Below are 22,796 nucleotides of genomic sequence, written 5' to 3' on the forward strand. Positions count from 1 at the left end.
GCGCAGCGGTGGCTGCAGGGGAGTCGTCAGCCCTGCTTGTTCCGCGTGTCCTTGCTCGGCTGCACGCGCTTGGGCTCGCCCGGCATCTTGGGGTACTCCGGCGGGTAGGGCATGTCGCCGAGCCCGCGCTCGAGGTCGGCGCGCCAGAGGTCGAGCAGGGGCTCGAGGGAGTGCGGCTGGGTGTCGATGTCGGCCCAGGCGTCGCCGCCCTGGGACGCCAGCAGGTCGGGGACGGTCCGGAGCGTGAAGGCCATCGGGTCGTCCACCGCGGCGAGTCCGTCCCACGAGAGGGGGAAGGAGACGGGTGCGCCCTGCTTCGGGCGCAGGCTGTACGCCGAGGCGATCGTGCGATCGCGGGCGTTCTGGTTGACGTCGACGAAGATGCGGTCGCCGCGCTCCTCCTTCCACCAGGCGGTGGTGAGCCGATCGCTGCGGCGCTCGAGCTCGCGGCCCAGCGCGATCGCCGCGTGGCGCACGTCGGTGAAGGTCCAGCGCGGCTCGATGCGCAGGTACACGTGCACGCCGTTCTTCCCGCTGGTCTTGGGGAATCCGCGCAGGCCCAGCTCCTCCAGCAGGGCCCGCACCTGCTCGGCCTCGCGGACGGCGTCGGCGAAACCGGTGGCGCCGTGCGGGTCGAGGTCGATGCGCAGCTCGTCGGGCCGGTCGACGTCGGCACGACGCACGGGCCAGGGGTGGAACGTGACCGTGCCCATCTGTGCGGCCCAGGCGACCACCGCGACGTGGTCCGGGCACAGCTCGTCGGCGACCCGGCCGGACGGGAAGTGCACCCGGACCGAGCGGGCCCACTCGGGCATGCCGCGCATGAGGCGCTTCTGGTAGAACGCATCACCCTGCGGCCCACGACCGTGGGTGGCGTCGCGCGCGGTGAGCGTCATGCCGGGCAGCACGCCCTTGGGCCAGCGCTCGAGCGCCGTCGGACGGTCCCGCAGTGCTCGCACGATGCCGTCGGCGACCGCGACGTAGTACTCGACGACCTCGCGCTTGGTGATCTCCGGGCCGTGGTCGGAGGCGGGGAAGATCACGCGCTCCGCGCTCGAGACGCGTACCTCTCGTCCGTCCGCGTCGACCAGCACCGCGGGTGCCTTGGCAGCCATGTCGGTCAGCGTAGGCCCGTCGACGGACATGGGCGCCGTGGCCGGCCCGACCGCGGCCCCAGTCCCCTCGACGGGCTCGGCGGGCGTGGCCGGGTTCCCGTGCCCGGGTCGCGCGCTCCGCGGTGGTCCGGAGCCGGAGTGAGGCTCACCTTCGTTGAACGCCGGGAATCATTAACGGCACACTGGTGTTGTGAAATACATGCGTGCGGAGGAGATGTCGGCAGTCGTCGATGACGCCCCCACGCGCGAACGCGTGGCGACGTCGATCCTGGAGCACGGTCCGTCGACCGCTGCGGACCTCGCACGGCGCCTCGGGCTCACGCCCGCAGCCGTGCGTCGCCACCTCGACCTCCTCCTGGCCGACGGGGTCGTCGCCCAGCGCCAGCCCCGTGCCACCACGGGCCGTGGGCGGGGTCGTCCGGCCAAGGTCTTCATGATCACCGATGCCGGCCGCGACACGTTCGCGCACGCCTACGACGACCTCGCGGTCGACGCCCTCGGCTTCCTCGCCGAGACCGCCGGTGACGGCGCGGTCGTCGAGTTCGCCGCACGACGTCTGCGTGGTCTCACCGAGAAGTACCGCCCCCTCGTCGACGCCGCGCCGGTCGACGAGCGCCCCCGCGTGCTGGCCGAGGCGCTCAGCGCCGACGGCTTCGCCGCGTCGGCCGGCACCACGCCCGCCGGCGCCCAGATCTGCCAGCACCACTGCCCGGTCGCGCACGTGGCGGCGGAGTTCCCCCAGCTGTGCGAGGCCGAGACGGCGATGTTCGCCGAGCTGCTCGGCTCGCACGTGCAGCGGCTCGCCACCATCGCCCACGGCGACGGCGTGTGCACGACCCACCTGCCCCATCCCCCTTCCCAAGCCACTGGTCCCACCACAGAGAGGGTGTCGTCATGACGACCAACTCGATCGAAGAGCTCAACCCCGGGCTCAAGGACGTCGGACGCTACGAGTTCGGCTGGTCCGACGCCGACGACAAGGGCGCGAACGTCCAGCGCGGTCTGTCCGAGGAGGTCGTGCGCAACATCTCCGGCCTCAAGGACGAGCCCGAGTGGATGCTCGCGCAGCGACTCAAGGGCCTGCGCCTGTTCGGCCGCAAGCCCATGCCCGTCTGGGGCGCCGAGCTCGACGGCATCGACTTCGACAACATCAAGTACTTCGTGCGGTCCACGGAGAAGCAGGCCGCCACCTGGGACGACCTGCCCGAGGACATCAAGAACACGTACGACCGGCTCGGCATCCCCGAGGCCGAGAAGCAGCGTCTCGTCTCCGGCGTCGCCGCGCAGTACGAGTCCGAGGTCGTCTACCACTCGATCCGCGAGGACCTCGAGGAGAAGGGCGTCCTCTTCCTCGACACCGACACCGCGCTGAAGGAGCACCCCGAGCTCTTCGAGGAGTACTTCGGCACCGTCATCCCCGTCGGTGACAACAAGTTCTCGGCGCTCAACACGGCCGTGTGGTCCGGCGGCTCGTTCATCTACGTGCCCAAGGGCGTCCACGTCGACATCCCGCTGCAGGCCTACTTCCGGATCAACACCGAGAACATGGGCCAGTTCGAGCGGACGCTGATCATCGCCGACGAGGACTCCTACGTCCACTACGTCGAGGGCTGCACCGCGCCGATCTACTCCAGCGACTCGCTGCACTCGGCCGTCGTGGAGATCGTCGTCAAGAAGGGCGCCCGCGTCCGGTACACGACGATCCAGAACTGGTCGAACAACGTGTACAACCTGGTCACCAAGCGCGCGGTCTGCGAGGCCGGCGCCACGATGGAATGGGTCGACGGCAACATCGGCTCCAAGGTCACCATGAAGTACCCGGCCGTCTACCTGATGGGCGAGCACGCCCGCGGCGAGACGCTGTCCATCGCCTTCGCCGGCGAGGGTCAGCACCAGGACGCCGGCGCCAAGATGGTGCACGCCGCGCCGCACACGTCGAGCTCGATCCTGAGCAAGTCGGTGGCACGCGGTGGCGGTCGCACCTCCTACCGCGGCCTGCTGCAGGTCATGGAGGGCGCGCACGGCTCGGCCAGCACCGTCAAGTGCGACGCGCTGCTGGTCGACCAGATCAGCCGTTCCGACACCTACCCGTACGTCGACGTCCGCGAGGACGACGTGACGCTCGGGCACGAGGCCACCGTCTCGAAGGTCAGCGACGACCAGCTCTTCTACTTCATGCAGCGTGGCATGGAGGAGGACGAGGCCATGGCGATGATCGTCCGCGGCTTCGTCGAGCCCATCGCGCGCGAGCTCCCCATGGAGTACGCGCTCGAGCTGAACCGTCTCATCGAGCTGCAGATGGAGGGAGCCGTCGGATGACCCTCACCGACACCGACCGCACGGTCGAGAACATCGAGCAGGCGCTGGAGCTCGACCACGTCCAGTCTCACCTGCACCCTGTCCCGTCCTACGACGTCGCCACGCACCCGGTGCCGACGGGTCTCGAGGAGATCTGGCGCTTCACGCCGCTCAAGCGGCTGCGCGGTCTGCTCGAGGGCTCGCCGTCCGACGCGTCGCTCACGTGGGACGAGCAGCTGCCCGAGGGCGTCAGGCTCACCCGCATCAGCACGCAGGAGGCGCAGGCGCTCGCCGTGAACGCCCCGTTCGACCGTCTGGGTGCGCTGGCCGTGGCCAACGCCGGGGGAGCGGTGCTGCTCGACGTCCCCGCCGACACCGAGCTCAGCGAGCCGGTGCGTCTGCGGCTCACCGGTGACTCGGTCGAGTCCACGGTGTGGGGCCACGTCGTGGTCCGGGTCGGCGCGCACGCCAGGGCCACGGTCGTCATGGACCACGCCGGCAGCGCCACGTACGACGCGTTCACGCAGGTCGTGGTCGCCGACGGCGGGTCGCTCGACCTCGTCACGGTCAACGACTGGGCCGACGACGCCGTCCACGCCGGCCAGTACAACGTGCGGGTCGGGCGCGACGCCTCGGTGCGCGCCTTCGAGATCTCCCTCGGCGGAGACCTCGTGCGCACCAACGTCAACGTCGACTACGCCGGTCCCGGCGGCAGCGCCGAGCTGCTCGGCGTGTACTTCGCCGACGCCGGCCAGCACATCGAGCACCGCCAGTTCATCGACCACACGGCGCCCCGCACGCGCAGCAACGTCGAGTACAAGGGCGCGCTGCAGGGCCAGGACGCCCACACGGTGTGGGTCGGCAACGTGCTGATCCGCAAGGTCGCCGAGGGCATCGACACCTTCGAGCAGAACGACAACCTCGTCCTGACCGACGGCGCCAAGGCCGACTCCGTGCCGAACCTGGAGATCGAGACCGGTGACATCGCCGGTGCCGGTCACGCCAGCACCACGGGTCGCTTCGACGACAACCACCTGTTCTACCTGCAGAGCCGGGGGATCGAGGAGTCCGAGGCCCGTCGTCTCGTCGTCCACGGGTTCTTCAACGACATCATCCGTCGGATCGGTGTGCCCGAGCTGCAGGAGCGGCTCGTCGCGGCCATCGAGGACGAGCTGTCCGGTGCGGACCTGTCGAAGCTGGACCGCCGCCCGGAGGCCCCGACCGAGGCCGGTGCCTGAGCCGATGAGCGAGCAGCAGACCGACCAGCAGGTCGGCGGACCGCGGTTCGCCGCACCCCTCGACGTCCTCGTCGAGGGGACGGCGACCCCGGTGACCGTCGACGGCGTCGACATCGCCCTCGTGCGCGACGGCGACGACGTCTACGCCATCCGCGACGAGTGCTCGCACGCCGCCATCCCTCTCTCCGAGGGGGAGGTGGAGGGCTGTGAGATCGAGTGCTGGCTGCACGGGTCGCGGTTCGACGTGCGCACCGGCTCGCCCCTGAACCTGCCGGCCACCGAGGCCGTGCCCACCTACCCCACGACCATCACCGACGGACGCGTCCTCGTCGACGTCTCCGCCCCCACCAGGAGCTGAACCACATGAGCACCCTCGAGATCAAGAACCTGCACGTCACCGTCAAGACCGAGGAGGGCGACAAGGAGATCCTCCGCGGCGTCGACCTCACGATCAACAGCGGCGAGGTCCACGCGATCATGGGCCCGAACGGCTCGGGCAAGTCCACGCTGGCCTACTCGATCGCCGGTCACCCCAAGTACACCGTCACCGAGGGCGAGGTGCTGCTCGACGGCGAGAACATCCTCGAGCTCAGCGTCGACGAGCGTGCGCGGGCCGGGCTGTTCCTGGCCATGCAGTACCCCGTGGAGGTCCCGGGCGTGTCGGTCGCGAACTTCCTGCGTACCGCCAAGACCGCCATCGACGGCGAGGCTCCCAAGCTGCGCACGTGGGTCAAGGACGTCAACGCCGCCCTGGAGCGCGTCACGCTCGACCCGACGTTCGCGCAGCGCAGCGTCAACGAGGGCTTCTCCGGTGGTGAGAAGAAGCGCCACGAGATCGCCCAGCTGGAGCTGCTCAACCCGAAGTTCGCCGTGCTCGACGAGACCGACTCCGGACTCGACATCGACGCCCTGCGGGTCGTCTCCGACGGCGTCAACCGGTACACCGGCCAGGGCGACCGCGGGCTGCTGCTCATCACGCACTACACGCGCATCCTGCAGTACATCAAGCCCGACCACGTGCACGTCTTCGTCGCCGGCCGCCTGGCCGAGTCCGGCGGCCGCGAGCTGGCCGACCAGCTCGAGGCCGAGGGCTACGACAAGTACGTGAAGGCCGCGGCGGTCTGAGCATGACGGTGAGCACTGCCGTGTCCTCGGTGGCGAACGGTGCGGGCTACGACGTCGAGGCGGTCCGCAAGGACTTCCCGATCCTCGAGCGCACACTCGCCGGCGGTCTTCCGCTGGTGTACCTCGACAGCGCCAACACGTCGCAGAAGCCGCGCCAGGTCGTCGACGCCATCGAGCAGCACTACCTGCAGCACAACGCCAACGTCGCCCGCGCCATGCACCAGCTGGGTGCCGAGGCGAGCGAGGCGTTCGAGCTCGGTCGCACGAAGGTGGCCGACTTCATCGGAGCGCCCCGTCGCGAGGAGGTCGTGTTCACCAAGAACGCGTCCGAGGCCCTCAACCTGGTGGCGCGCGTGCTCGGCGACGCCGGTCCGGGGCACGAGCACGGTGTCGGGGAGGGCGACGAGGTCGTCATCACCGAGATGGAGCACCACTCCAACATCGTTCCGTGGCAGCAGCTCACCCAGCGCACCGGCGCCACGCTGCGCTGGTTCGGCGTCACCGACGAGGGTCGCCTCGACCTCGACGACCTCGAGTCGCTCGTCACCGAGCGCACCAAGGTCGTCTCGCTCACGTGGGTCTCGAACATGCTCGGCACCATCAACCCCGTCGAGCGCGTCGTCGCCCGCGCCCACGAGGTGGGTGCCCTCGTCGTGGTCGACGCCTCGCAGGCGGTGCCGCAGATGCCGGTCGACGTCGCCGCGCTCGGGGCCGACCTCGTGGTCTTCACCGGCCACAAGATGGTCGGGCCCACCGGCATCGGCGTCCTGTGGGGCCGCTACGACCTGCTCGCCTCGCTTCCCCCGTTCCTCGGCGGCGGCGAGATGATCGAGACGGTCACGATGGCCGGCTCGACGTTCGCCGCTCCGCCGCACCGCTTCGAGGCCGGCACGCCGCCGATCGCCCAGGCGGTCGGCCTCGGTGCCGCGGTCGACTACCTGTCGTCCCTCGGCATGGAGAACGTGGCTGCGCACGAGCAGGCGATCACGGCGTACGCGCTGCAGCGGCTGCAGGAGGTCGACGGCCTCACCGTCGTCGGTCCCACCGAGGCGGTGCAGCGTGGGGGAGCGATCAGCTTCACCCTCGACGACGTGCACCCCCACGACGTCGCCCAGCTGCTCGACTCCCGTGGCGTTGCGGTCCGCGCCGGGCACCACTGCGCCAAGCCGGCGCACCAGAGGTTCGGTGTCCAGTCGACGACCCGCGCGTCGTTCTACCTGTACACGACCGAGGCCGAGGTCGACGCGCTCGTCGACGCGGTCCGGCACACCCAGCGCTACTTCGGAGGGCGGTGACCCATGAGCGACGCCACACAGGTCGACTCGCTGTACCAGGAGATCATCCTCGACCACTACAAGCAGAAGCACGGCGCAGGACTTCGTGACCCGTTCGAGTCCCAGGTGCACCACGTCAACCCCACCTGCGGTGACGAGGTCACGCTGCGGGTCCACCTCGACGGCAGCACCGTCACCGACGTGTCCTACGACGCCGTCGGCTGCTCCATCAGCCAGGCCTCGGCCTCGGTGATGAACGACCTCGTGGTCGGCAAGCCCGTCGACGACGCCCTCGCCGTGCTCGACGCGTTCCAGGCCCTCATGCAGGGCAAGGGTGCCGTCGAGCCCGACGAGGACGTGCTCGAGGACGGCATCGCCTTCGCCGGTGTCGCCCAGTTCCCGGCACGCGTCAAGTGCGCGCTGCTCTCGTGGATGGCGTTCAAGGACGCCACCAGCCAAGCTCTCATCACGCAGGAGGACGCATGAGCGACCCCGTCACCACCCCTGACCACTCCGACCTGCCCGACGTGTCCGCGCCGGCCGGTGCCACCACGGCCGAGGACGTGCTGGAGGCCATGAAGGACGTCGTCGACCCCGAGCTCGGGATCAACGTGGTCGACCTCGGCCTCGTCTACGGCGCCGACGTCGACGAGCACAGCAACACCGTGCTCTCCATGACGCTCACCTCGGCCGCCTGCCCGCTGACCGACGTGATCGAGGACCAGACGCGCGCCGCCCTCGACGGGATCGTCAACGACTTCCGCATCGAGTGGGTCTGGATGCCGCCGTGGGGTCCGGACAAGATCACCGACGACGGCCGCGAGATGCTCCGCGCGCTCGGCTTCAACGTCGGCTGAGGCGCACCGCTCGTTCCTCGCGGCACCGGCGGTTCGTTCCTCACCGCGCCCGGGCGCCAGCCTCGCTTCGCTCGGCCCGTGGTCGGGGTCGGGGTCATGCATGTCACGTCCTCACCATGCCGCAGTGCCGGACCGACGCCGTAGACTCCTCGGGTGAGCTACTACCAGCGGGAGTGACGACCGGACCACGTCCGGCGTTCTCGCACTCCCTCTGACCTGTAAGGCTCCCCATGATCACCGTCCACGACGTGACGCTGCGCTTCGGCGCCCGCGTCCTCATGCAGAACGTCTCCTTCCGCGTCGACAAGGGCGACAAGGTCGGTCTGGTCGGGCGCAACGGCGCCGGCAAGACCACCCTCACGCGGATGCTCTCGGGTGACGGCCAGCCCGCCGAGGGCTCCATCACCAGCTCCGGCAAGATCGGATACCTGCCGCAGGACCCGAAGTCCGGCGACCTGTCGATCACCGCACGTGACCGCATCCTGGGTGCCCGTGGTCTCGACGAGGCGCTCTCCACGATGCGCAAGGCCGAGCTGGACATGGGTTCGGCCGATCCCGACGTCGCCGAGCGCGCCATGAAGCTCTACGGCCGTGCGCAGGACGTGTTCTCCGCCGGAGGCGGCTACGCGGCCGAGGCGGAGGCTGCGACCATCTCGAACGCGCTCGGCCTTCCCGACCGCGTCCTGGACCAGCAGCTCCAGACCTTGTCGGGCGGTCAGCGTCGACGCATCGAGCTCGCGCGGATCCTGTTCAGCGACGCCGACACCCTGCTGCTGGACGAGCCGACCAACCACCTCGACGCGGACTCCGTCACGTGGCTGCGCGGCTTCCTCAAGACGTTCTCCGGCGGGCTGGTCATCATCAGCCACGACGTCGAGCTGGTCGAGGAGACCGTGAACAAGGTGTTCTACCTCGACGCGAACCGCGCCACGATCGACATCTACAACACCGGGTGGAAGCACTACCTGCGCCAGCGCGAGGCCGACGAGGCCCGTCGCAAGCGGGAGCGCGAGATCACCACCAAGACCGCCGAGCGACTCGTCGCCCAGGGCAACCGGATGCGGGCCAAGGCCAGCAAGGCCACCGCGGCCCAGCAGATGCTGCGCCGCGCCGAGCAGATGATGTCGGGCCTCGACGACGTGCGCCAGGCCGACAAGGTCGCCAAGATCGACTTCCCGAAGCCGGCCGCGTGCGGCAAGACCCCGCTCATGGCCGAGGGGCTCAGCAAGTCCTACGGCGCGCTCGAGATCTTCGCCGGCGTCGACCTGGCGATCGACAAGGGCAGCCGCGTCGTCGTGCTCGGCCTCAACGGTGCCGGCAAGACCACGCTGCTGCGCATGCTCGCCGGGACCCTGGAGTCCGACACCGGCAAGATCCTGCCGGGCCACGGACTGAAGATCGGGTACTTCGCGCAGGAGCACGAGACGCTCGACATGGACCGCACGGTCCTCGAGAACATGCAGCGGACGGCTCCGGAGCTGACCGACACCCAGGCACGCAGCGTGCTGGGCGCCTTCCTGTTCTCCGGCGACGACACCGCGAAGCCCGCCCGGGTCCTGTCCGGTGGCGAGCGGACGCGACTGGCCCTCGCCGGCCTCATCGTCTCGAGCGCCAACGTGCTGCTGCTGGACGAGCCGACGAACAACCTCGACCCCGCGTCCCGCGAGGAGGTGCTCGACGCGATCCGCCGCTACGAGGGCGCGATCGTCCTCGTGTCGCACGACGAGGGTGCCGTCCGCGCGCTCGACCCCGACCGGGTGCTGCTGCTGCCCGACGGCGACGAGGACCTCTGGAACGACGGCTACGCCGAGCTCGTGTCCCTGGCCTGATCGTCGGTCCTGGCATCGGGCCGGCGCCGTTCGAGCCACTCGGCGCGGGCGAACCAGCCGAAGCCGCCGATCGCCAGTGCGGCGAAGAACCACCACTGCAGGCCGTAGAAGAAGTGCGGCCCGCCGCCGAGATCGGGCTCCGGCTCCAGCTCCAGGCCCCCGGTCCCACCGGTCTGGCCGCGCAGGTTCAGGTAGCCCGAGCGGACCGGGTACGGCAGCGTGCTGCCCACGCCGACGCTCGAGATCGACCGGACCTGTCCGTCCACGGGCACCACGGCCTCGTCGCCGGCGCCGTTGTCCGGACGCAGCCAGCCCTCGACCTCCACCCGGCCCGTGGGGGGCGCAGGGACGTCCTCGGGGGCGGCCGAGGTGTTCGCGGTCGGCACCCAGCCGCGGTCGACCAGGACGGCCGTCCCGTCGTCGAGCAGGAGCGGCGTGACGACCTCGGCACCGGGCCGGCCGTCACGGGTGCGGAACTTCACCGTGACCTGGGACGTCGGGTCGTACCGGCCCTCCACGAGGACCCGGGTCCACTCCTGGTCCTTCGCGACCTTCCCACCGGCCGGGACCACCTCGTCGAGCGGGACGGGGTCGATCGCGAGGTGCTTCTCGACGAGCTCGTTGGAGGCGTGGCGCACCTCGCGCTTGTGCCACTGCCAGTCGCCCATGAGCACGCAGACGACCGCGAGAGCCAGCACGGCGAGGAAGAACCCGATCCATCGGGGTGTGAGCAGGAACCGCACGACCCGAACCTAGCCGGGCGGACCGAACGCCCACCGGCAGGGCTGGGCTGCGAACCCTAGGATGGAGCGATGGACCTCGGTGATCGGCACGGACGTGTGGCCACGGACCTGCGCGTCTCGCTCACCGACCGGTGCAACCTGCGCTGCCAGTACTGCATGCCGGCCGAGGGGCTCGACTGGATGCCCACCGCGGAGGTGCTCACCGACGACGAGGTCGTGCGCCTCATCCACGTCGCGGTGACCAGGCTCGGCGTCACCGACGTGCGCTTCACCGGCGGCGAGCCGCTGCTGCGACGCGGCCTCGCCTCGATCATCGCCGCCACCAAGGCCATGCCCGGCTCGCCGCGCACCGCGATCACGACGAACGCCCTCGGCCTGACCCGCACGGCGAAGGCCCTTGCCGCCGCCGGGCTCGACCGGGTCAACGTCAGCCTCGACACCACCGACCCCGAGATGTTCTCGAAGATCACCCTGCGCGACCGGTTCCGCGACGTGGTGGCCGGCCTGGAGGCCGCGGCCGAGGCCGGTCTCGCACCGGTCAAGATCAACGCCGTGCTGCTGCGGGGCCTCAACGAGGACGAGGGTCCCGAGCTGCTCCGCTGGGCCATGGAGCGGGACTACCACCTGCGCTTCATCGAGCAGATGCCGCTGGACGCCCAGCACGGCTGGGACCGCAGCCGGATGATCACGGCCGACGAGATCCTCACACGACTGTCCGAGCACGTCACGCTCACGCCGCTCGACGGACGCGGGAGCGCTCCGGCGGAGCGCTTCCTCGTCGACGGCGGCCCTCACACGGTCGGCATCATCGGCTCGGTCACCCGCCCGTTCTGCTCGGAGTGCAACCGCGTGCGGCTCACGGCCGACGGCCAGGTGCGCACCTGTCTGTTCGCCCGCGAGGAGTCGGACCTGCGGGGCCCGCTGCGCGACGGCGCCGACGACGAGGAGCTGGCGCGGCGGTGGTCGGAGGCCATGTGGGGCAAGCGGCCCGGGCACGGGATCGACGACCCGACCTTCCTGCAGCCGACGCGACCGATGTCGTCGATCGGCGGCTGAAGCAGCACGAGCGACCAGGGATCGGACGACTCAGTCGAAGCCGCGGCCCTTCGTCCAGGTGATCGTGCCGCCCGACCCGTCGAAGTCGACGCGGCTGCCGTCGCCGGCCACCGTCACCGACTCGAAGTCGTCGACGTCGTCGATCGTGCGCACGTCCCACACGTCGGTGACGCCCGCGAGCGCCGCGGCCACGACCTGCTGCGGGGGCTCGCCGTCGTAGCAGTAGAGGCCGAACCCGGCGGTCAGGGCCACCGTGCCGCCGGCCTGCTGCAGCTCGACGCCCTGGCACGGGTCCTCGGACGACTCGACGAGCGTGGCCGGTGCGCTCCAGTCGTCCTGGCCGGCGGGCCGCACCTGGACCACCAGACCGGTCCCGGCGACCAGGTAGGCGGCCACCCGCGCGCCGTCGTCCAGTGCGACCTCGGCGCGGAAGTCCTGCGGGTCCTGCCCCTCGGGAACGACCGGGGAGCCGAGCGGCTCTCCCGCTCCGGGGCTCGAGGTCTGCGACGGAGCGGCGGACGACGTGCCGGGCGACGTCGGCGCGGCTGCGGGATCGTCGTCGCCGCCGCACCCGGCGGCGAGGGCGGCGATCAGCAGCAGGGCCGCGGCACGGTGGGGGAGCGGACGCATGCTCCGACCCTAGGCGACGTGCAGCGGGTCACCCGGGGGTGACGTCGTCCTGCAGCGGCAGCGTGTCGCGGTAGAAGTCGCGCGCCGACAGGAACGACCTCAGCGTCGGCTCGTGCTCGTCGCACGCCAACCAGGTCTTGCGCCGGTCCGGCGTGTGGATCTTCGGGTTGTTCCACTCGATCCGGTGCACCGCTGCGGCCGTGCATCCCTTGGACGAGCAGATCAGCTCCTCACTCACGCGGGGCGCCGTCGCCGATCTCGCCGAACGGGGACGGCTTCATCAGGTCGCTCCCGTCGGCCTTGCTGCGCACGCCGGCGTTGGCGAGGATGACCGAGGTGTACGGCAGGAAGACCGCACCGACGAACAATAGGACGCCGAGCCACAGCACGTGGTTCCAGACCAGGACGCCGCCGATGAAGCACAGCGTGCGGAAGCCCATGCTCAGCGCGTACCGCAGCTCGCGTGCGCCGAGCTCGTCGCTGTGGCCCGTGCTCGCCGACGTGATGGAGTAGACCTGCTCACCGCGGCGCTCGGCCGCCTCGTCGCGGCGCTGGGCAGCATCACCGCGGCGCTGTCCTGGGCCTGCTGACGAGGAGTCCGACGGTGTCTGGTTCACTCCTCCAGCGTACGTCGGTCCCGGTCGTCCCGCCGGGCAGGCATGATGTCCCCATGAGCAACCGCACCTACCGCGTGACCGAGATCGTCGGCACCTCCCCGGACGGCGTCACCGAGGCCATCGAGAACGGCATCGAGCGGGCCGGAAGGACGCTGCGCCACCTCGACTGGTTCGAGGTCGAGGGCATCCGCGGCCAGATCACCGACACGTCCGTCTCCCACTACCAGGTGACGATGAAGATCGGGTTCCGGCTCGAGGACGACGAGTAAGGTCCGAGACCCTTCAGGAGCCGTCGGCGTGGTCCTCGTCCGCGTCGGCGGCCTCGACCTCCTCGCGCGTGATGCCGAGCAGGTAGACGATGGAGTCGAGGTACGGCGAGTTGACCGACGTGCGTGCCTGGTCACGCACGACGGGCTTGGCGTTGAACGCGATGCCGAGGCCCGCGGCCGCCAGCATGTCGAGGTCGTTGGCGCCGTCGCCCACGGCGACGGTGTTCTTGATGCCGATCCGCGCCTCCGCGGCGAAGCGTCGCAGTGCCTCGGCCTTCCCGGCGCGGTCGACCACCCGGCCGACGACCCGGCCGGTGAGGCGCCCGTCGACGATCTCGAGCTCGTTGGCCGCCACGTAGTCGATGCCGAGGTCCGCGGCGATCCACTCGATGATCTGCGTGAAGCCGCCGCTCACGAGGGCGAAGCGGTAGCCCAGTCGCTTGAGGCTCCGGATCATCGTGCGCGCGCCCGGCGTGTAGGTGAGCGCGGCGTGGACCTCCTCGAGAGCCGAGGCGGGCACGCCCTCCAGACGCGCGACGCGCTGACGCAGCGACTCCTCGAAGTCGATCTCGCCGCGCATGGCCGACTCGGTGACGGCGGCGACCTCGTCGGCGCACCCCGCGTGCTCGGCCAGCATCTCGATGACCTCGCCCTGGATCAGCGTGGAGTCCACGTCCATGACGACCAGCCGTTGGGCATGGCGCAGGATCCCGCGCTCCTCGACCGCGATGTCGACGCCGTGCTCGTACGCAGCGGCCGCCAGGTCGGCCTGCAGCACGTCGGGGTCGGCGCCCGAGACCTCGAGCCGCAGGGCGGTCACCGGGTAGCGGGCGAGGCGCAGGATGCGGTCGATGTTCCCGTCGGCGGCCTTGATCCGGCTGGTCAGGGCCGTCATGGCAGCCGGCCGCAGCGGGTGGCCGAGCACCGTCACCTGGCTTCGCCCGACGCGGCGCGGGCGGTTGTCACCCACCCCGTGCTCGAGCTCGACGTCCATGCCGAGCTCGGCGGCCACCTCACGCAAGGACCGCTCCATGGGTGCGGGGTCCTGTTCCACTGGCTCGTTCCCTGCCGCCTCGCTCGCCAACGAGACGAGGACGCTCAGCACCAGGCGTCCTCGCACGACCAGCTGCTCGACGTCGACGACCTCGACGTCGAACGGCTCCAGGCACGCGAAGAGCCGGGTCGAGACGCCGCTGCGGTCGGGGCCGGTGAGCGTCACGAGCAAGGTCGGCGAGGTCAGGTGCACGGCTGGCACATGGGGCGTCATCGAGCACGAGGCTATCGTCCGGCCGCCGCCTCGGCGCATGGGACGTCGCGATAGGTTGGACGCATCGCGGCCGAGGACGAACGGCCGCGGCCGACCGCCGGCGAGAACAGTGCAGGAGACCCACTCATGGCCACCGCGTTCCAGCTCGACTCGGTGAGCGTGGTGAGGCCTGGCAAGGTCCTGCTCGACGACGTGTCCTGGACGGTGGGCGAGGACGAGCGCTGGGTCGTCCTGGGCCCCAACGGGGCGGGCAAGAGCACGCTCCTGCAGGTCGTCGGCGCCCACCTGCACCCCACCTCCGGCACCGCGGAGATCCTCGGGCAGCGTCTCGGCCAGACCGACGTGTTCGACCTGCGGACCCGCATCGGGCACAGCGCCACGGCGATCGCCGACCGCATTCCTCCCGCCGAGCGCGTCGAGGACGTCGTGGTGTCCGCCGCGCACGCGGTCACCGGCCGGGGGAACGAGTCCTACGACGAGGACGACCTGACCCGCGCGCACCAGATCATGGGCGAGCTCGGCATCACCCGGCTCGCCGACCGCACCTTCGGCACGTTGTCGGAGGGTGAGCGCAAGCGCACGTTGATCGCCCGCGCGCTCATGACCGACCCCGAGCTGCTCCTGCTCGACGAGCCGGGCGCGGGCCTGGACCTCGGAGCGCGCGAGGACCTGCTGGCGAGCCTGGACCTGCTCTCCTCGACCGAGGGCGCGCCCGTGCTCGTCATGGTGTCCCACCACGTGGAGGAGATCCCGCAGGGCTTCACGCACGTGCTGCTGCTGCGCGACGGCAGGATCGTCGACGCCGGCCCGCTCGAGCAGGTCCTCACCGCCGAGTCCCTCGGACACACCTTCGGCATGCGCCTCGAGCTCGACCACGTCGACGGCCGGTACGCCGCGCGTCGCGCCCAGTACGGGCGCCGTGCGTTGCGGTGATTGCACGGCGATCCGACTGGTAGCGTGACGCACCCGGTGGGGGGCCAGGTCCAGGATCGACGGGCCGCCCCGACGACAGGAGGGCACCGATGATCGAGTGGATGACGGACAACGCCTGGGTGACCTGGGTCGGGATCGCGGTGCTGCTCGCCGTGGCCGAGCTGCTCAGCCTCGACCTCGTCCTGCTGATGTTCGCCCTCGGCGCGCTGGCCGCAGCCGTCGCCGCAGCGGTGGGGGCGCCCTTCTGGGTGGCCATGCTGCTGTTCGGTGTCGTGTCCGTCGGGCTGCTCTTCCTGGCCCGGCCGCCGATCGTCGCACGTCTGCACGCCGGGCCCACCCTGACCACGGGCCATCACGCCCTCGTGGGCCGCACCGGCGTCGTGCTCGAGCCGGTCGGCCCGTTCGGCGGTCGCATCACCCTCGCCAGCGAGGTGTGGTCGGCCCGCACCACCGACGACCGGGAGCTCGAGCCGGGCGCCGAGGTCGTCGTGACCAGCATCGACGGTGCCACCGCCGTCATCACCTCGAAGGAGCCCACCGCATGACCGCCTTGACCATCTTCCTGGTCCTGCTGGCGATCCTCGCCGTCGTCGTCGTGTCGATGACGGTCAAGATCGTCCCGCAGGCCCGAGCCGGCATCGTGGAGCGGTTCGGCAAGTACCGCACCACCCTGACGGCCGGCCTCAACATCGTCATGCCCTTCATCGACAAGGTGCGCTACATGATCGACCTGCGTGAGCAGGTCGTGTCGTTCCCGCCGCAGCCGGTCATCACCGAGGACAACCTGACGGTCTCGATCGACACCGTCATCTACTTCCAGGTCACCGACCCGGTGGCCGCGACCTACGAGATCGCCCACTACATCCAGGCCATCGAGCAGCTGACCATGACCACGCTGCGCAACATCATCGGTGGCATGAGCCTGGAGCACGCCCTGACGAGCCGCGACCAGATCAACTCCGGCCTGCGCGGCGAGCTCGACGGCGCCACCGGCAAGTGGGGCATCCGCGTGAACCGCGTGGAGCTCAAGGGCATCGACCCGCCGCCGTCGATCATCGACGCCATGGAGAAGCAGATGCGAGCCGAGCGTGACAAGCGCGCCGCGATCCTGACCGCCGAGGGTGACCGCCAGAGCCGGATCCTGTCGGCCGAGGGCCAGAAGCAGGCCGCCATCCTCACGGCCGAGGGCCAGAAGCAGGCCTCGATCCTCTCGGCCGAGGGCGAGAAGCAGGCGGCCATCCTCACCGCGCAGGGCGAGGGCCGGGCCATCGAGACCGTCTTCCAGGCGATCCACGACGGCAACCCCGACCAGAAGCTGCTCTCGTACCAGTACCTGCAGACCCTGCCGAAGATCGCGAGTGGCGAGAACGCCTCCACCTGGATCATCCCGGCCGAGCTCACCAAGGCGCTCGGCACCCTCGGCGGGACGGTCGGCACCGTGCCCGTCGACGGCGGCGGCAGCAAGAAGCGGGTCGACCTCGACGAGCCGATCGAGACGGGGACCTCGTCCTCGGGCACCGAGGCGGCCGTCCAGGCGGCACTCGAGGCCGCACGGGCCGCCGAGAAGCCCGGCGTCAGCCCGTCCAAGGAGCCCGACGTCCCGACGTTCGGTGGCGACGAGCCCCCGGCGGATCCCCCCACCCCGACGTCCTGACGGACACGCAGCACGACGACGGCCCCGGAGCACCTCGCTCCGGGGCCGTCGTCGTCGGTGTCAGTGCTGGTACGTGCCGTGCAGGATGGCGCGACCAAGCGTCTTGAAGGCCAGGTTGAAGCCGACGACGGCGGGGGAGGCGTCGCCGTCGACGCCCAGAGTCGGCTCACCGACCGCGTGCACCACGAAGTAGTAGCGGTGCGGCTGGTCACCCTCGGGCGGGGCCGCACCCATGAAGGCCTTGGTCCCGCCGTCGTTGCGCACGTGGAAGGCGCCCTCCGGGAGCGAGGCGTCGTCGGCGCCGGCGCCGGCAGGCAGCGACGTGACGTCGGCGGGGACGTCGACGACCGTCCAGTGCCAGAAGCCCGAGACGATAGGCGCGTCGGGGTCGAAGCACGTGACGACGAACGACTGCGTGCCCTCGGGCGCACCGCTCCACGAGAGCTGGGGCGAGGTGTCGCCGTGCGCGTTGACCTGGTCGTCCTTCAGCGGGGCGCCGTCGGTCACGTCGTCGCTGGTGACGGTGAAGGGCGCGGCGGCCGGGAGCAGCGGGTAGGGGTCGGGGGTGACGGGGCGTTCGAGGCTCATGCCTCCACGCTAGCGACGACCCCCCGGTCGTGCAGGGCGGTCGTGCGGGGCGATCGGGGCGGGGCGCACGGCCTAGGGTGGTGCGGTGGCCAGGATCGAGCACGTCGAGGACCTCGACGACCCCCGTCTCGGCGACTACCTGGACCTGCGGGACGTGCAGATGCGGCTGGCGCACGAGAGCGAGCACGGCATCTACCTCGCGGAGGGGGAGAAGGTCGTGCGCCGAGCCCACGAGGCCGGGCACGAGGCCGCGTCGTTCCTCATGGCACCACGCTGGCTCGACGGTCTCGCCGACGTGCTCGACGCGAGTGACGCGCCGTGCTTCGTCATGGACGAGAAGCGGATCGAGCAGGTCACGGGATTCCACGTGCACCGCGGGGCCCTGGCCGCGATCCGTCGACCCGCACCCCTCTCGCCCGAGGTCGTGCTGGCCGCCGCCCACCGCGTCGTGGTGCTGGAGGACCTCGTCGACCACACCAACGTCGGAGCGGTCTTCCGGGTCGCGGCCGCTCTCGGCTTCGACGCCGTGCTGCTCTCGCCGCGGTGCGCGGACCCGTTCTACCGACGCGCCGTGAAGGTGGCCATGGGTGCGGTGTTCTCGGTGCCCCACGCCCGTGCGGACGACTGGTACGCCACGCCGGCCCTGCTCGCCGAGCACGGCTTCACGACCTACGCCATGACGCTCGCCGACGACGCGGTCTCGCTCGAGGACGTGCACGAGGTGCCCGAACGGCTCGCGCTCGTCGTGGGCTCCGAGGGCCCGGGGCTGACGGCGCACTGGCAACGCAGCAGCGACGTGCGCGTGACGATCCCGATGGCGGCCGGCATCGACAGCCTGAACGTGGCGACGTCCGTGGCCGTGGCGTGCTGGCACCTGCGCGGTCGGTGACGGACCGACGGGGGAGCGGTCAGTCCTCCTCGATCGACGCCGGGGTGACCGGCCAGTCGTCGGGGTAGGCCTCGGCGAGCTCGTCGTGCCGCTTGTGGAGCCTCTTGCGCGCCTTGGCCGGCACACGGTCGCCGAAGACCGTGCCGAACAGGTGGTCGGTCTCGTGCTGCAGGCAGCGGGCGAGCAGCCCGGTGCCGTGGAACTCCACCGGCCGGCCGGTCTCGTCGAACCCGGTCACGCTCGCGACGTCGGGACGCGAGCACTCCGTGAAGGCTCCCGGGAGCGAGAGACACCCCTCGTCCGCGGTGTCGAGGTTGCGGTCCGCCGTGGCGGGCAGCGTGAGCACCGGGTTCACCACGACGCCCGTGACGCGCACGTCGTCGTCGTCCGGACAGTCGAAGACGAACACCTTGAGGTCGACGCCCACCTGGTTGGCGGCGAGACCGACGCCGTTCGCGGCGTGCATGGTCGCGGTCATGTCACGCACGAGCGTGGCGAGGGCGTCGTCGAACTCGGTGACGTCCTTCAGCTCGTGGTGCATGACCGGCGTGCCCCACCGGGTGATCGGCAGGACGGTGCCGCCGTCGGGCAGTGGACGGGAAGAGGGGTGCGATGCCACGCGTCACAACGTATCGCGGACCCACTGGCGCCGATGCGTGGACTCCGACCTGTGACGTCGGATACGATCACTACGTCGTACTGCAACTCACAGTTACAGTACGGTCGGACGCAGCACCACCGGCACGACCCCCACCAGCACCATCCCCAGCCGTCCTGGGCGGGAAACCCTCTCGACCCGATCCACCCTTCGTCCCTGTCAAGGAGACCCCGTGGCGAACCGACCAGACCCCATGGGCATCGGTCTTGCGGTGCTCAACCGCATCGCGAGCTCACCGGCCATCGACAAGCTCGGCCTGCGCAAGGCCACCGAGCGCGCCGTCTACCAGGGCGCCAAGTCCGGCTTCCAGGTCGCGGCCAACGCCAACCGCACGTTCAAGCGGGTCAAGGGCTCGGGCAAGCCGAAGCGCCTCGACGCCACGAGCGACAGCGGTCTGTTCGACCTGACGCCCACCGAGGACCAGCAGATGATGGTCGACGTCATCGGCGAGTTCGCGTCCGAGGTCCTGCGCCCCGGTGCCGAGGCCGCCGAGAACGCCGACGACACCCCGAAGGAGGTGCTCGACCAGACCACCGAGTTCGGCCTCACGCTGCTGAACGTCCCCGAGTCCCTCGGCGGGCTCTCCGAAGAGCGCTCGGCCGTCACGGGCGTGCTCGTCAACGAGGCGCTCGCCTACGGCGACATGGGCCAGGCCGTCGCGTGCCTCGCGCCCGCCTCCGTCGCCACGGCCATCTCCCTGTGGGGCACGGACGAGCAGCAGCAGACGTACCTGCCGGCCTTCACCGGCGACGACGTCCCGGCGGCCGCCCTCGCGATCGCCGAGGCGCGCACGCTGTTCGACCCGTTCGAGCTGCAGACGACGGCGACCGCGACCGACGGCGGCTACCGCCTCGACGGCATCAAGTCCGGCGTGGTGCGCGGCACCGAGGCCGAGCTGTTCGTCGTGGGGGCCGTCCTCGACGGCAGTCCGCGGCTGTTCGTCGTGGAGTCCGGCACCAGCGGGATCTCGCTGGCCGCGGACCCCTCCATGGGTCTGCGTGCGGCCGGGCTCACCCGCCTGCGCCTCGACGGCGTCGTCGTCCCCGAGACGGCGCTGCTCGGCTCGACCGACGACTACCGCGAGTGCGTCCGGCTCTCCCGCCTCGCGTGGGCGGCCCTGGCCGTCGGCACCGGACGCGCGGTGCTCGACTACGTCAAGGAGTACGTGAAGACCCGCGAGGCGTTCGGCGAGCCGATCGCCCACCGTCAGGCCGTCGCCTTCATGGTGGCGAACATCGCGATCGAGCTCGAGGGCATGCGCCTCGTGACGCTGAAGGCCGCCTCGCGCGCCGAGCAGGGTCGCGACGCCTCCCGCGAGATCGCCCTCGCCCGCCGCCTGGCGAGCGAGTACGGCATGAAGATCGGCACCGACGGCGTCCAGCTGCTCGGTGGGCACGGCTTCGTCAAGGAGCACCCGGTGGAGCGGTGGTACCGCGACCTGCGGGCCGTCGCAGTCCTGGAAGGAGCAGTCCTCGTCTGAGGGCGGACCACATCATGATCAATCTCGACACCCCCAAGAAGTTCCGCGGGTTCGTCCAGCAGGCCCACGAGGTCGCCGACAACTTCCTGCGCGCCAACTCCCGCAAGTACGACCTCGCCGAGCACTCCTACCCCAAGGAGCTCGACCTGCTCGCCTCGCTGATCGACGGCATGGGCGACTCCGGCCAGGGCCAGGGCGCCGGTGCGGCCGGCGTCCGCCGCACCGAGGACGAGGAGATCAAGGGCAAGGGCAAGAACGCCGTCAAGAACGGCACCAACCTCTCGTCGGTCCTCTCCGTCATCGAGATGTGCTGGGGCGACGTCGGACTCCTGCTGTCGATGCCGCGCCAGGGCCTGGGCAACTCCGCCATCGCCTCCGTCGCGACCGACGAGCAGCTCGAGAAGTTCAAGGGCACGTGGGCGGCCATGGCGATCACCGAGCCGGGCTGCGGATCGGACTCCGCGGCCATCCGCACCACGGCGATCAAGGACGGCGACGAGTACGTCCTCAACGGCGAGAAGATCTACGTGACCTCCGGCGAACGGGCCGACTCCGTGGTCGTGTGGGCCACGCTCGACCCCAAGCTCGGTCGCGCGGCGATCAAGAGCTTCGTGGTGCCGAAGACCCTGCCCGGCATCCGGGTCGAGCGTCTCGAGCACAAGCTCGGCATCCGGGCGTCCGACACGGCCGTCATCGTGCTCGACAACTGCCGTGTGCCGGCCGCGAACATCCTCGGCAACGAGGAGATCGACACCAAGCAGGGCTTCGCCGGTGCGATGGCGACCTTCGACAACACCCGGCCGCTCGTGGCCGGGATGGCCGTCGGCGTCACGCGGGCCGCGCTGGAGCTCACCCGCGAGCTCCTCGAGGATGCGGGCGTGGTCGTCGACTACGACCGTCCCGCGACGTCGCAGTCCTACGCGGCGGCGACCTTCCTGCAGATGGAGGCCGACTACGAGGCGGCGCTGCTCCTGACCCTCGAGGCGGCCTGGCTGGCGGACAACCGCAAGCCGAACTCCATGGAGGCCTCCATGTCCAAGGCCAAGGCCGGTCGGGTCGGCAACGAGATCACGCTGCGCTGCGTCGAGCTCGCCGGCACCCTGGGCTACGGCGAGACCGAGCTGCTCGAGAAGTGGTCGCGCGACTCCAAGATCCTCGACATCTTCGAGGGCACGCAGCAGATCCAGCAGCTCATCGTCGCTCGACGACTGCTGAACCTCACGTCGTCCCAGCTGCGCTGAGACCCGACGTCCCCGGGTCCGAGGCCCCGTCACCGCGGTGACGGGGCCTCGGCGTGTGCGGGGGAGGCCGCGGTAGGACCCCCACCTAGGATGTGCGCATGGATCGGGAGCTGCCGCCGGACTTCGACGTCGACTACCAGCTGACACGGCTGGTACGGCAGGTCCGTGCGCGCTCGCTGCGCAACCTGGCCTCGATCCACGAGGAGCTCGACTACAGCACCTTCGTGCTGCTGCTCGCCGTCGTCGACGCCGGCACGGGCGAGGGCGAGGGGGTGCGAGCCTCCGAGCTCGCGGACTCGCTGCACGTGCACAAGTCGACGGTGAGCCGCGCGGTCCGACTGCTGGAGACGATGCAGCTGGTCGACCGCACGCCGCACCCCGAGGACGGGCGCGCCCACGTGCTGAAGGCGACGCCGGAGGCCACGCGCCGCGTCGACGCCTACCGCGAGAACAGCCACGCCCGCCTCGCGGCCGCTTTGGAGCACTGGGAGCCCACCGAGCTGCGCACCTTCGCACAGCTCCTGGGCCGGCTCAACGACGCCCTCGGCGTGGAGGACTGACCGTCCCACGGGACCGCGCAGCGGCGCTGGCACGGTGTGCGAGGATCGACGGCATGACCTCCAAGCCTGAAGTGGACTTCATCGAGGGCCCCGCGCCCACAGAGCTGCAGATCAAGGACATCGTCGTCGGCGACGGCGCGGAGGCGACGCCCGGCGGCGTCGTCGACGTGCACTACGTCGGCGTCGAGTTCGACACCGGTGAGCAGTTCGACGCCTCCTGGGACCGCGGCCAGTCCGCGCGCTTCCCGCTCACGAGCCTCATCGGCGCCTGGCAGCAGGGCATCCCCGGCATGAAGGTCGGCGGACGCCGCCAGCTCGTGTGCCCGCCCGAGCTCGCCTACGGTCCCGCCGGTGGCGGCCACCGCCTGTCGGGCAAGACCCTCGTGTTCGTCATCGACCTGATGGGCGTCGGCTGACCGCCCGTCCCCACCCGATCCACCACGACGCCCCGCGACCACCTCGGTCGCGGGGCGTC

General features: G+C 70.7%; 27 protein-coding genes. 19 read left to right on the forward strand and 8 right to left on the reverse strand.

What is annotated here, in order from left to right; all coding sequences use genetic code 11:
* Positions 1-26 precede the first annotated feature (26 nt).
* Positions 27-1,115 carry a DNA polymerase domain-containing protein gene (locus ASF38_RS15740; protein ID WP_056577414.1) on the reverse strand — a complete coding sequence of 363 codons (1,089 nt, stop codon included), beginning with the start codon at positions 1,113-1,115 and terminating at the stop codon, positions 27-29.
* A 199-nt stretch (positions 1,116-1,314) separates the two neighbouring features.
* Between ASF38_RS15740 and ASF38_RS15745 the strand changes: the two genes are divergently transcribed.
* From ASF38_RS15745 to ASF38_RS15785, 9 genes are all read left to right on the forward strand, one after another.
* On the forward strand, positions 1,315-2,013 hold the full coding sequence (locus ASF38_RS15745; protein WP_055968055.1) for a metalloregulator ArsR/SmtB family transcription factor: 699 nt from the start codon (positions 1,315-1,317) through the stop codon (positions 2,011-2,013).
* Entirely contained in the window at positions 2,010-3,434 is a 1,425-nt protein-coding gene (sufB, locus tag ASF38_RS15750) for a Fe-S cluster assembly protein SufB (protein ID WP_055968058.1), read from the forward strand. Before ASF38_RS15745 ends, sufB begins: the two co-directional genes overlap by 4 nt.
* A complete protein-coding gene (sufD, locus tag ASF38_RS15755) occupies positions 3,431-4,651 on the forward strand; it encodes a Fe-S cluster assembly protein SufD (protein ID WP_056577316.1) in 1,221 nt (406 codons plus the stop codon). The genes sufB and sufD overlap by 4 nt, the downstream gene beginning before the upstream one ends.
* Positions 4,652-4,655: 4 nt before the next feature.
* Positions 4,656-5,009 (forward strand): non-heme iron oxygenase ferredoxin subunit, encoded by a 354-nt coding sequence (locus tag ASF38_RS15760; RefSeq protein WP_055968598.1) that lies wholly within the window; start codon positions 4,656-4,658, stop codon positions 5,007-5,009.
* Positions 5,010-5,014: 5 nt separating this feature from the next.
* Positions 5,015-5,776, forward strand: coding sequence for a Fe-S cluster assembly ATPase SufC (gene sufC, locus ASF38_RS15765; protein ID WP_055968063.1), 762 nt, complete (start codon positions 5,015-5,017; stop codon positions 5,774-5,776).
* 8 nt (positions 5,777-5,784) lie between these two features.
* Positions 5,785-7,071: a cysteine desulfurase gene (locus ASF38_RS15770; protein WP_304438664.1), complete on the forward strand. Its 1,287-nt coding sequence runs from the start codon at positions 5,785-5,787 to the stop codon at positions 7,069-7,071.
* Between the two features lie 3 nt (positions 7,072-7,074).
* Positions 7,075-7,536, forward strand: a complete 462-nt coding sequence (gene sufU / locus ASF38_RS15775) for a Fe-S cluster assembly sulfur transfer protein SufU (protein WP_055968068.1) — start codon at positions 7,075-7,077, stop codon at positions 7,534-7,536.
* A complete protein-coding gene (locus ASF38_RS15780; RefSeq protein WP_055968071.1) occupies positions 7,533-7,907 on the forward strand; it encodes a metal-sulfur cluster assembly factor in 375 nt (124 codons plus the stop codon). Before sufU ends, ASF38_RS15780 begins: the two co-directional genes overlap by 4 nt.
* Positions 7,908-8,137: 230 nt before the next feature.
* Positions 8,138-9,736, forward strand: coding sequence for an ABC-F family ATP-binding cassette domain-containing protein (locus ASF38_RS15785; protein ID WP_055968076.1), 1,599 nt, complete (start codon positions 8,138-8,140; stop codon positions 9,734-9,736).
* Here ASF38_RS15785 and ASF38_RS15790 read toward each other — a convergent pair.
* Positions 9,709-10,479: an SURF1 family protein gene (locus ASF38_RS15790; RefSeq protein ID WP_056554577.1), complete on the reverse strand. Its 771-nt coding sequence runs from the start codon at positions 10,477-10,479 to the stop codon at positions 9,709-9,711. The two genes, ASF38_RS15785 and ASF38_RS15790, sit on opposite strands and share 28 nt — an antisense overlap.
* 69 nt (positions 10,480-10,548) lie before the next feature.
* Here ASF38_RS15790 and moaA point away from each other — a divergent pair, with 69 nt between their 5' ends.
* Positions 10,549-11,535, forward strand: a complete 987-nt coding sequence (gene moaA / locus ASF38_RS15795; RefSeq protein ID WP_055968082.1) for a GTP 3',8-cyclase MoaA — start codon at positions 10,549-10,551, stop codon at positions 11,533-11,535.
* 30 nt (positions 11,536-11,565) lie between these two features.
* Here the strand turns inward: moaA and ASF38_RS15800 are convergent, their stop codons facing one another.
* Genes ASF38_RS15800 through ASF38_RS15810 form a run of 3 tightly spaced genes read right to left on the reverse strand, consistent with a single transcriptional unit; the run spans position 11,566 to position 12,782 of the window.
* On the reverse strand, positions 11,566-12,165 hold the full coding sequence (locus ASF38_RS15800; protein ID WP_056577319.1) for a hypothetical protein: 600 nt from the start codon (positions 12,163-12,165) through the stop codon (positions 11,566-11,568).
* 28 nt (positions 12,166-12,193) lie between these two features.
* On the reverse strand, positions 12,194-12,403 hold the full coding sequence (locus ASF38_RS15805) for a hypothetical protein (RefSeq protein WP_055968088.1): 210 nt from the start codon (positions 12,401-12,403) through the stop codon (positions 12,194-12,196).
* A complete protein-coding gene (locus ASF38_RS15810; protein WP_055968090.1) occupies positions 12,396-12,782 on the reverse strand; it encodes a DUF3099 domain-containing protein in 387 nt (128 codons plus the stop codon). Before ASF38_RS15810 ends, ASF38_RS15805 begins: the two co-directional genes overlap by 8 nt.
* Positions 12,783-12,835: 53 nt before the next feature.
* On the opposite strand from ASF38_RS15810, the gene ASF38_RS15815 reads away from it, so the two are divergent.
* Positions 12,836-13,051 carry a dodecin gene (locus ASF38_RS15815; protein ID WP_055968093.1) on the forward strand — a complete coding sequence of 72 codons (216 nt, stop codon included), beginning with the start codon at positions 12,836-12,838 and terminating at the stop codon, positions 13,049-13,051.
* Between the two features lie 13 nt (positions 13,052-13,064).
* On the opposite strand, the gene serB is transcribed toward ASF38_RS15815, so the two are convergent.
* Positions 13,065-14,318, reverse strand: a complete 1,254-nt coding sequence (serB, locus tag ASF38_RS15820; RefSeq protein WP_055968095.1) for a phosphoserine phosphatase SerB — start codon at positions 14,316-14,318, stop codon at positions 13,065-13,067.
* A gap of 126 nt (positions 14,319-14,444) precedes the next feature.
* On the opposite strand from serB, the gene ASF38_RS15825 reads away from it, so the two are divergent.
* From ASF38_RS15825 to ASF38_RS15835, 3 genes are all read left to right on the forward strand, one after another.
* On the forward strand, positions 14,445-15,251 hold the full coding sequence (locus tag ASF38_RS15825; protein WP_056577322.1) for an ABC transporter ATP-binding protein: 807 nt from the start codon (positions 14,445-14,447) through the stop codon (positions 15,249-15,251).
* A gap of 89 nt (positions 15,252-15,340) precedes the next feature.
* Positions 15,341-15,796: an NfeD family protein gene (locus ASF38_RS15830; RefSeq protein ID WP_235492963.1), complete on the forward strand. Its 456-nt coding sequence runs from the start codon at positions 15,341-15,343 to the stop codon at positions 15,794-15,796.
* Positions 15,793-16,905 (forward strand): SPFH domain-containing protein, encoded by a 1,113-nt coding sequence (locus ASF38_RS15835; protein WP_055968102.1) that lies wholly within the window; start codon positions 15,793-15,795, stop codon positions 16,903-16,905. Before ASF38_RS15830 ends, ASF38_RS15835 begins: the two co-directional genes overlap by 4 nt.
* 60 nt (positions 16,906-16,965) lie before the next feature.
* Here the strand turns inward: ASF38_RS15835 and ASF38_RS15840 are convergent, their stop codons facing one another.
* The gene (locus ASF38_RS15840; protein ID WP_056554583.1) at positions 16,966-17,493 is read right to left on the reverse strand and encodes a YbhB/YbcL family Raf kinase inhibitor-like protein; all 528 of its coding nucleotides are present in this window, start codon (positions 17,491-17,493) and stop codon (positions 16,966-16,968) included.
* A gap of 85 nt (positions 17,494-17,578) precedes the next feature.
* Between ASF38_RS15840 and ASF38_RS15845 the strand changes: the two genes are divergently transcribed.
* Positions 17,579-18,382 (forward strand): RNA methyltransferase, encoded by an 804-nt coding sequence (locus ASF38_RS15845; RefSeq protein WP_055968106.1) that lies wholly within the window; start codon positions 17,579-17,581, stop codon positions 18,380-18,382.
* A gap of 19 nt (positions 18,383-18,401) precedes the next feature.
* Here ASF38_RS15845 and def read toward each other — a convergent pair whose 3' ends face one another.
* A complete protein-coding gene (def, locus tag ASF38_RS15850; RefSeq protein ID WP_056577325.1) occupies positions 18,402-19,001 on the reverse strand; it encodes a peptide deformylase in 600 nt (199 codons plus the stop codon).
* Between the two features lie 211 nt (positions 19,002-19,212).
* On the opposite strand from def, the gene ASF38_RS15855 reads away from it, so the two are divergent.
* The 4 genes from ASF38_RS15855 (at position 19,213) to ASF38_RS15870 (ending at position 22,737) form a co-directional block, all read left to right on the forward strand.
* Positions 19,213-20,520, forward strand: coding sequence for an acyl-CoA dehydrogenase family protein (locus ASF38_RS15855; protein ID WP_235492964.1), 1,308 nt, complete (start codon positions 19,213-19,215; stop codon positions 20,518-20,520).
* Positions 20,521-20,534: 14 nt separating this feature from the next.
* Positions 20,535-21,761 (forward strand): acyl-CoA dehydrogenase family protein, encoded by a 1,227-nt coding sequence (locus ASF38_RS15860; protein WP_055968117.1) that lies wholly within the window; start codon positions 20,535-20,537, stop codon positions 21,759-21,761.
* A gap of 98 nt (positions 21,762-21,859) precedes the next feature.
* Positions 21,860-22,321, forward strand: a complete 462-nt coding sequence (locus ASF38_RS15865; RefSeq protein ID WP_055968120.1) for a MarR family winged helix-turn-helix transcriptional regulator — start codon at positions 21,860-21,862, stop codon at positions 22,319-22,321.
* A 53-nt stretch (positions 22,322-22,374) separates the two neighbouring features.
* Positions 22,375-22,737 (forward strand): FKBP-type peptidyl-prolyl cis-trans isomerase, encoded by a 363-nt coding sequence (locus ASF38_RS15870; RefSeq protein ID WP_055968123.1) that lies wholly within the window; start codon positions 22,375-22,377, stop codon positions 22,735-22,737.
* The last annotated feature ends 59 nt before the right edge of the window (positions 22,738-22,796 follow it).

This window comes from Aeromicrobium sp. Leaf272 (genome assembly GCF_001422865.1).
Taxonomy (GTDB): Bacteria; Actinomycetota; Actinomycetes; order Propionibacteriales; family Nocardioidaceae; genus Aeromicrobium.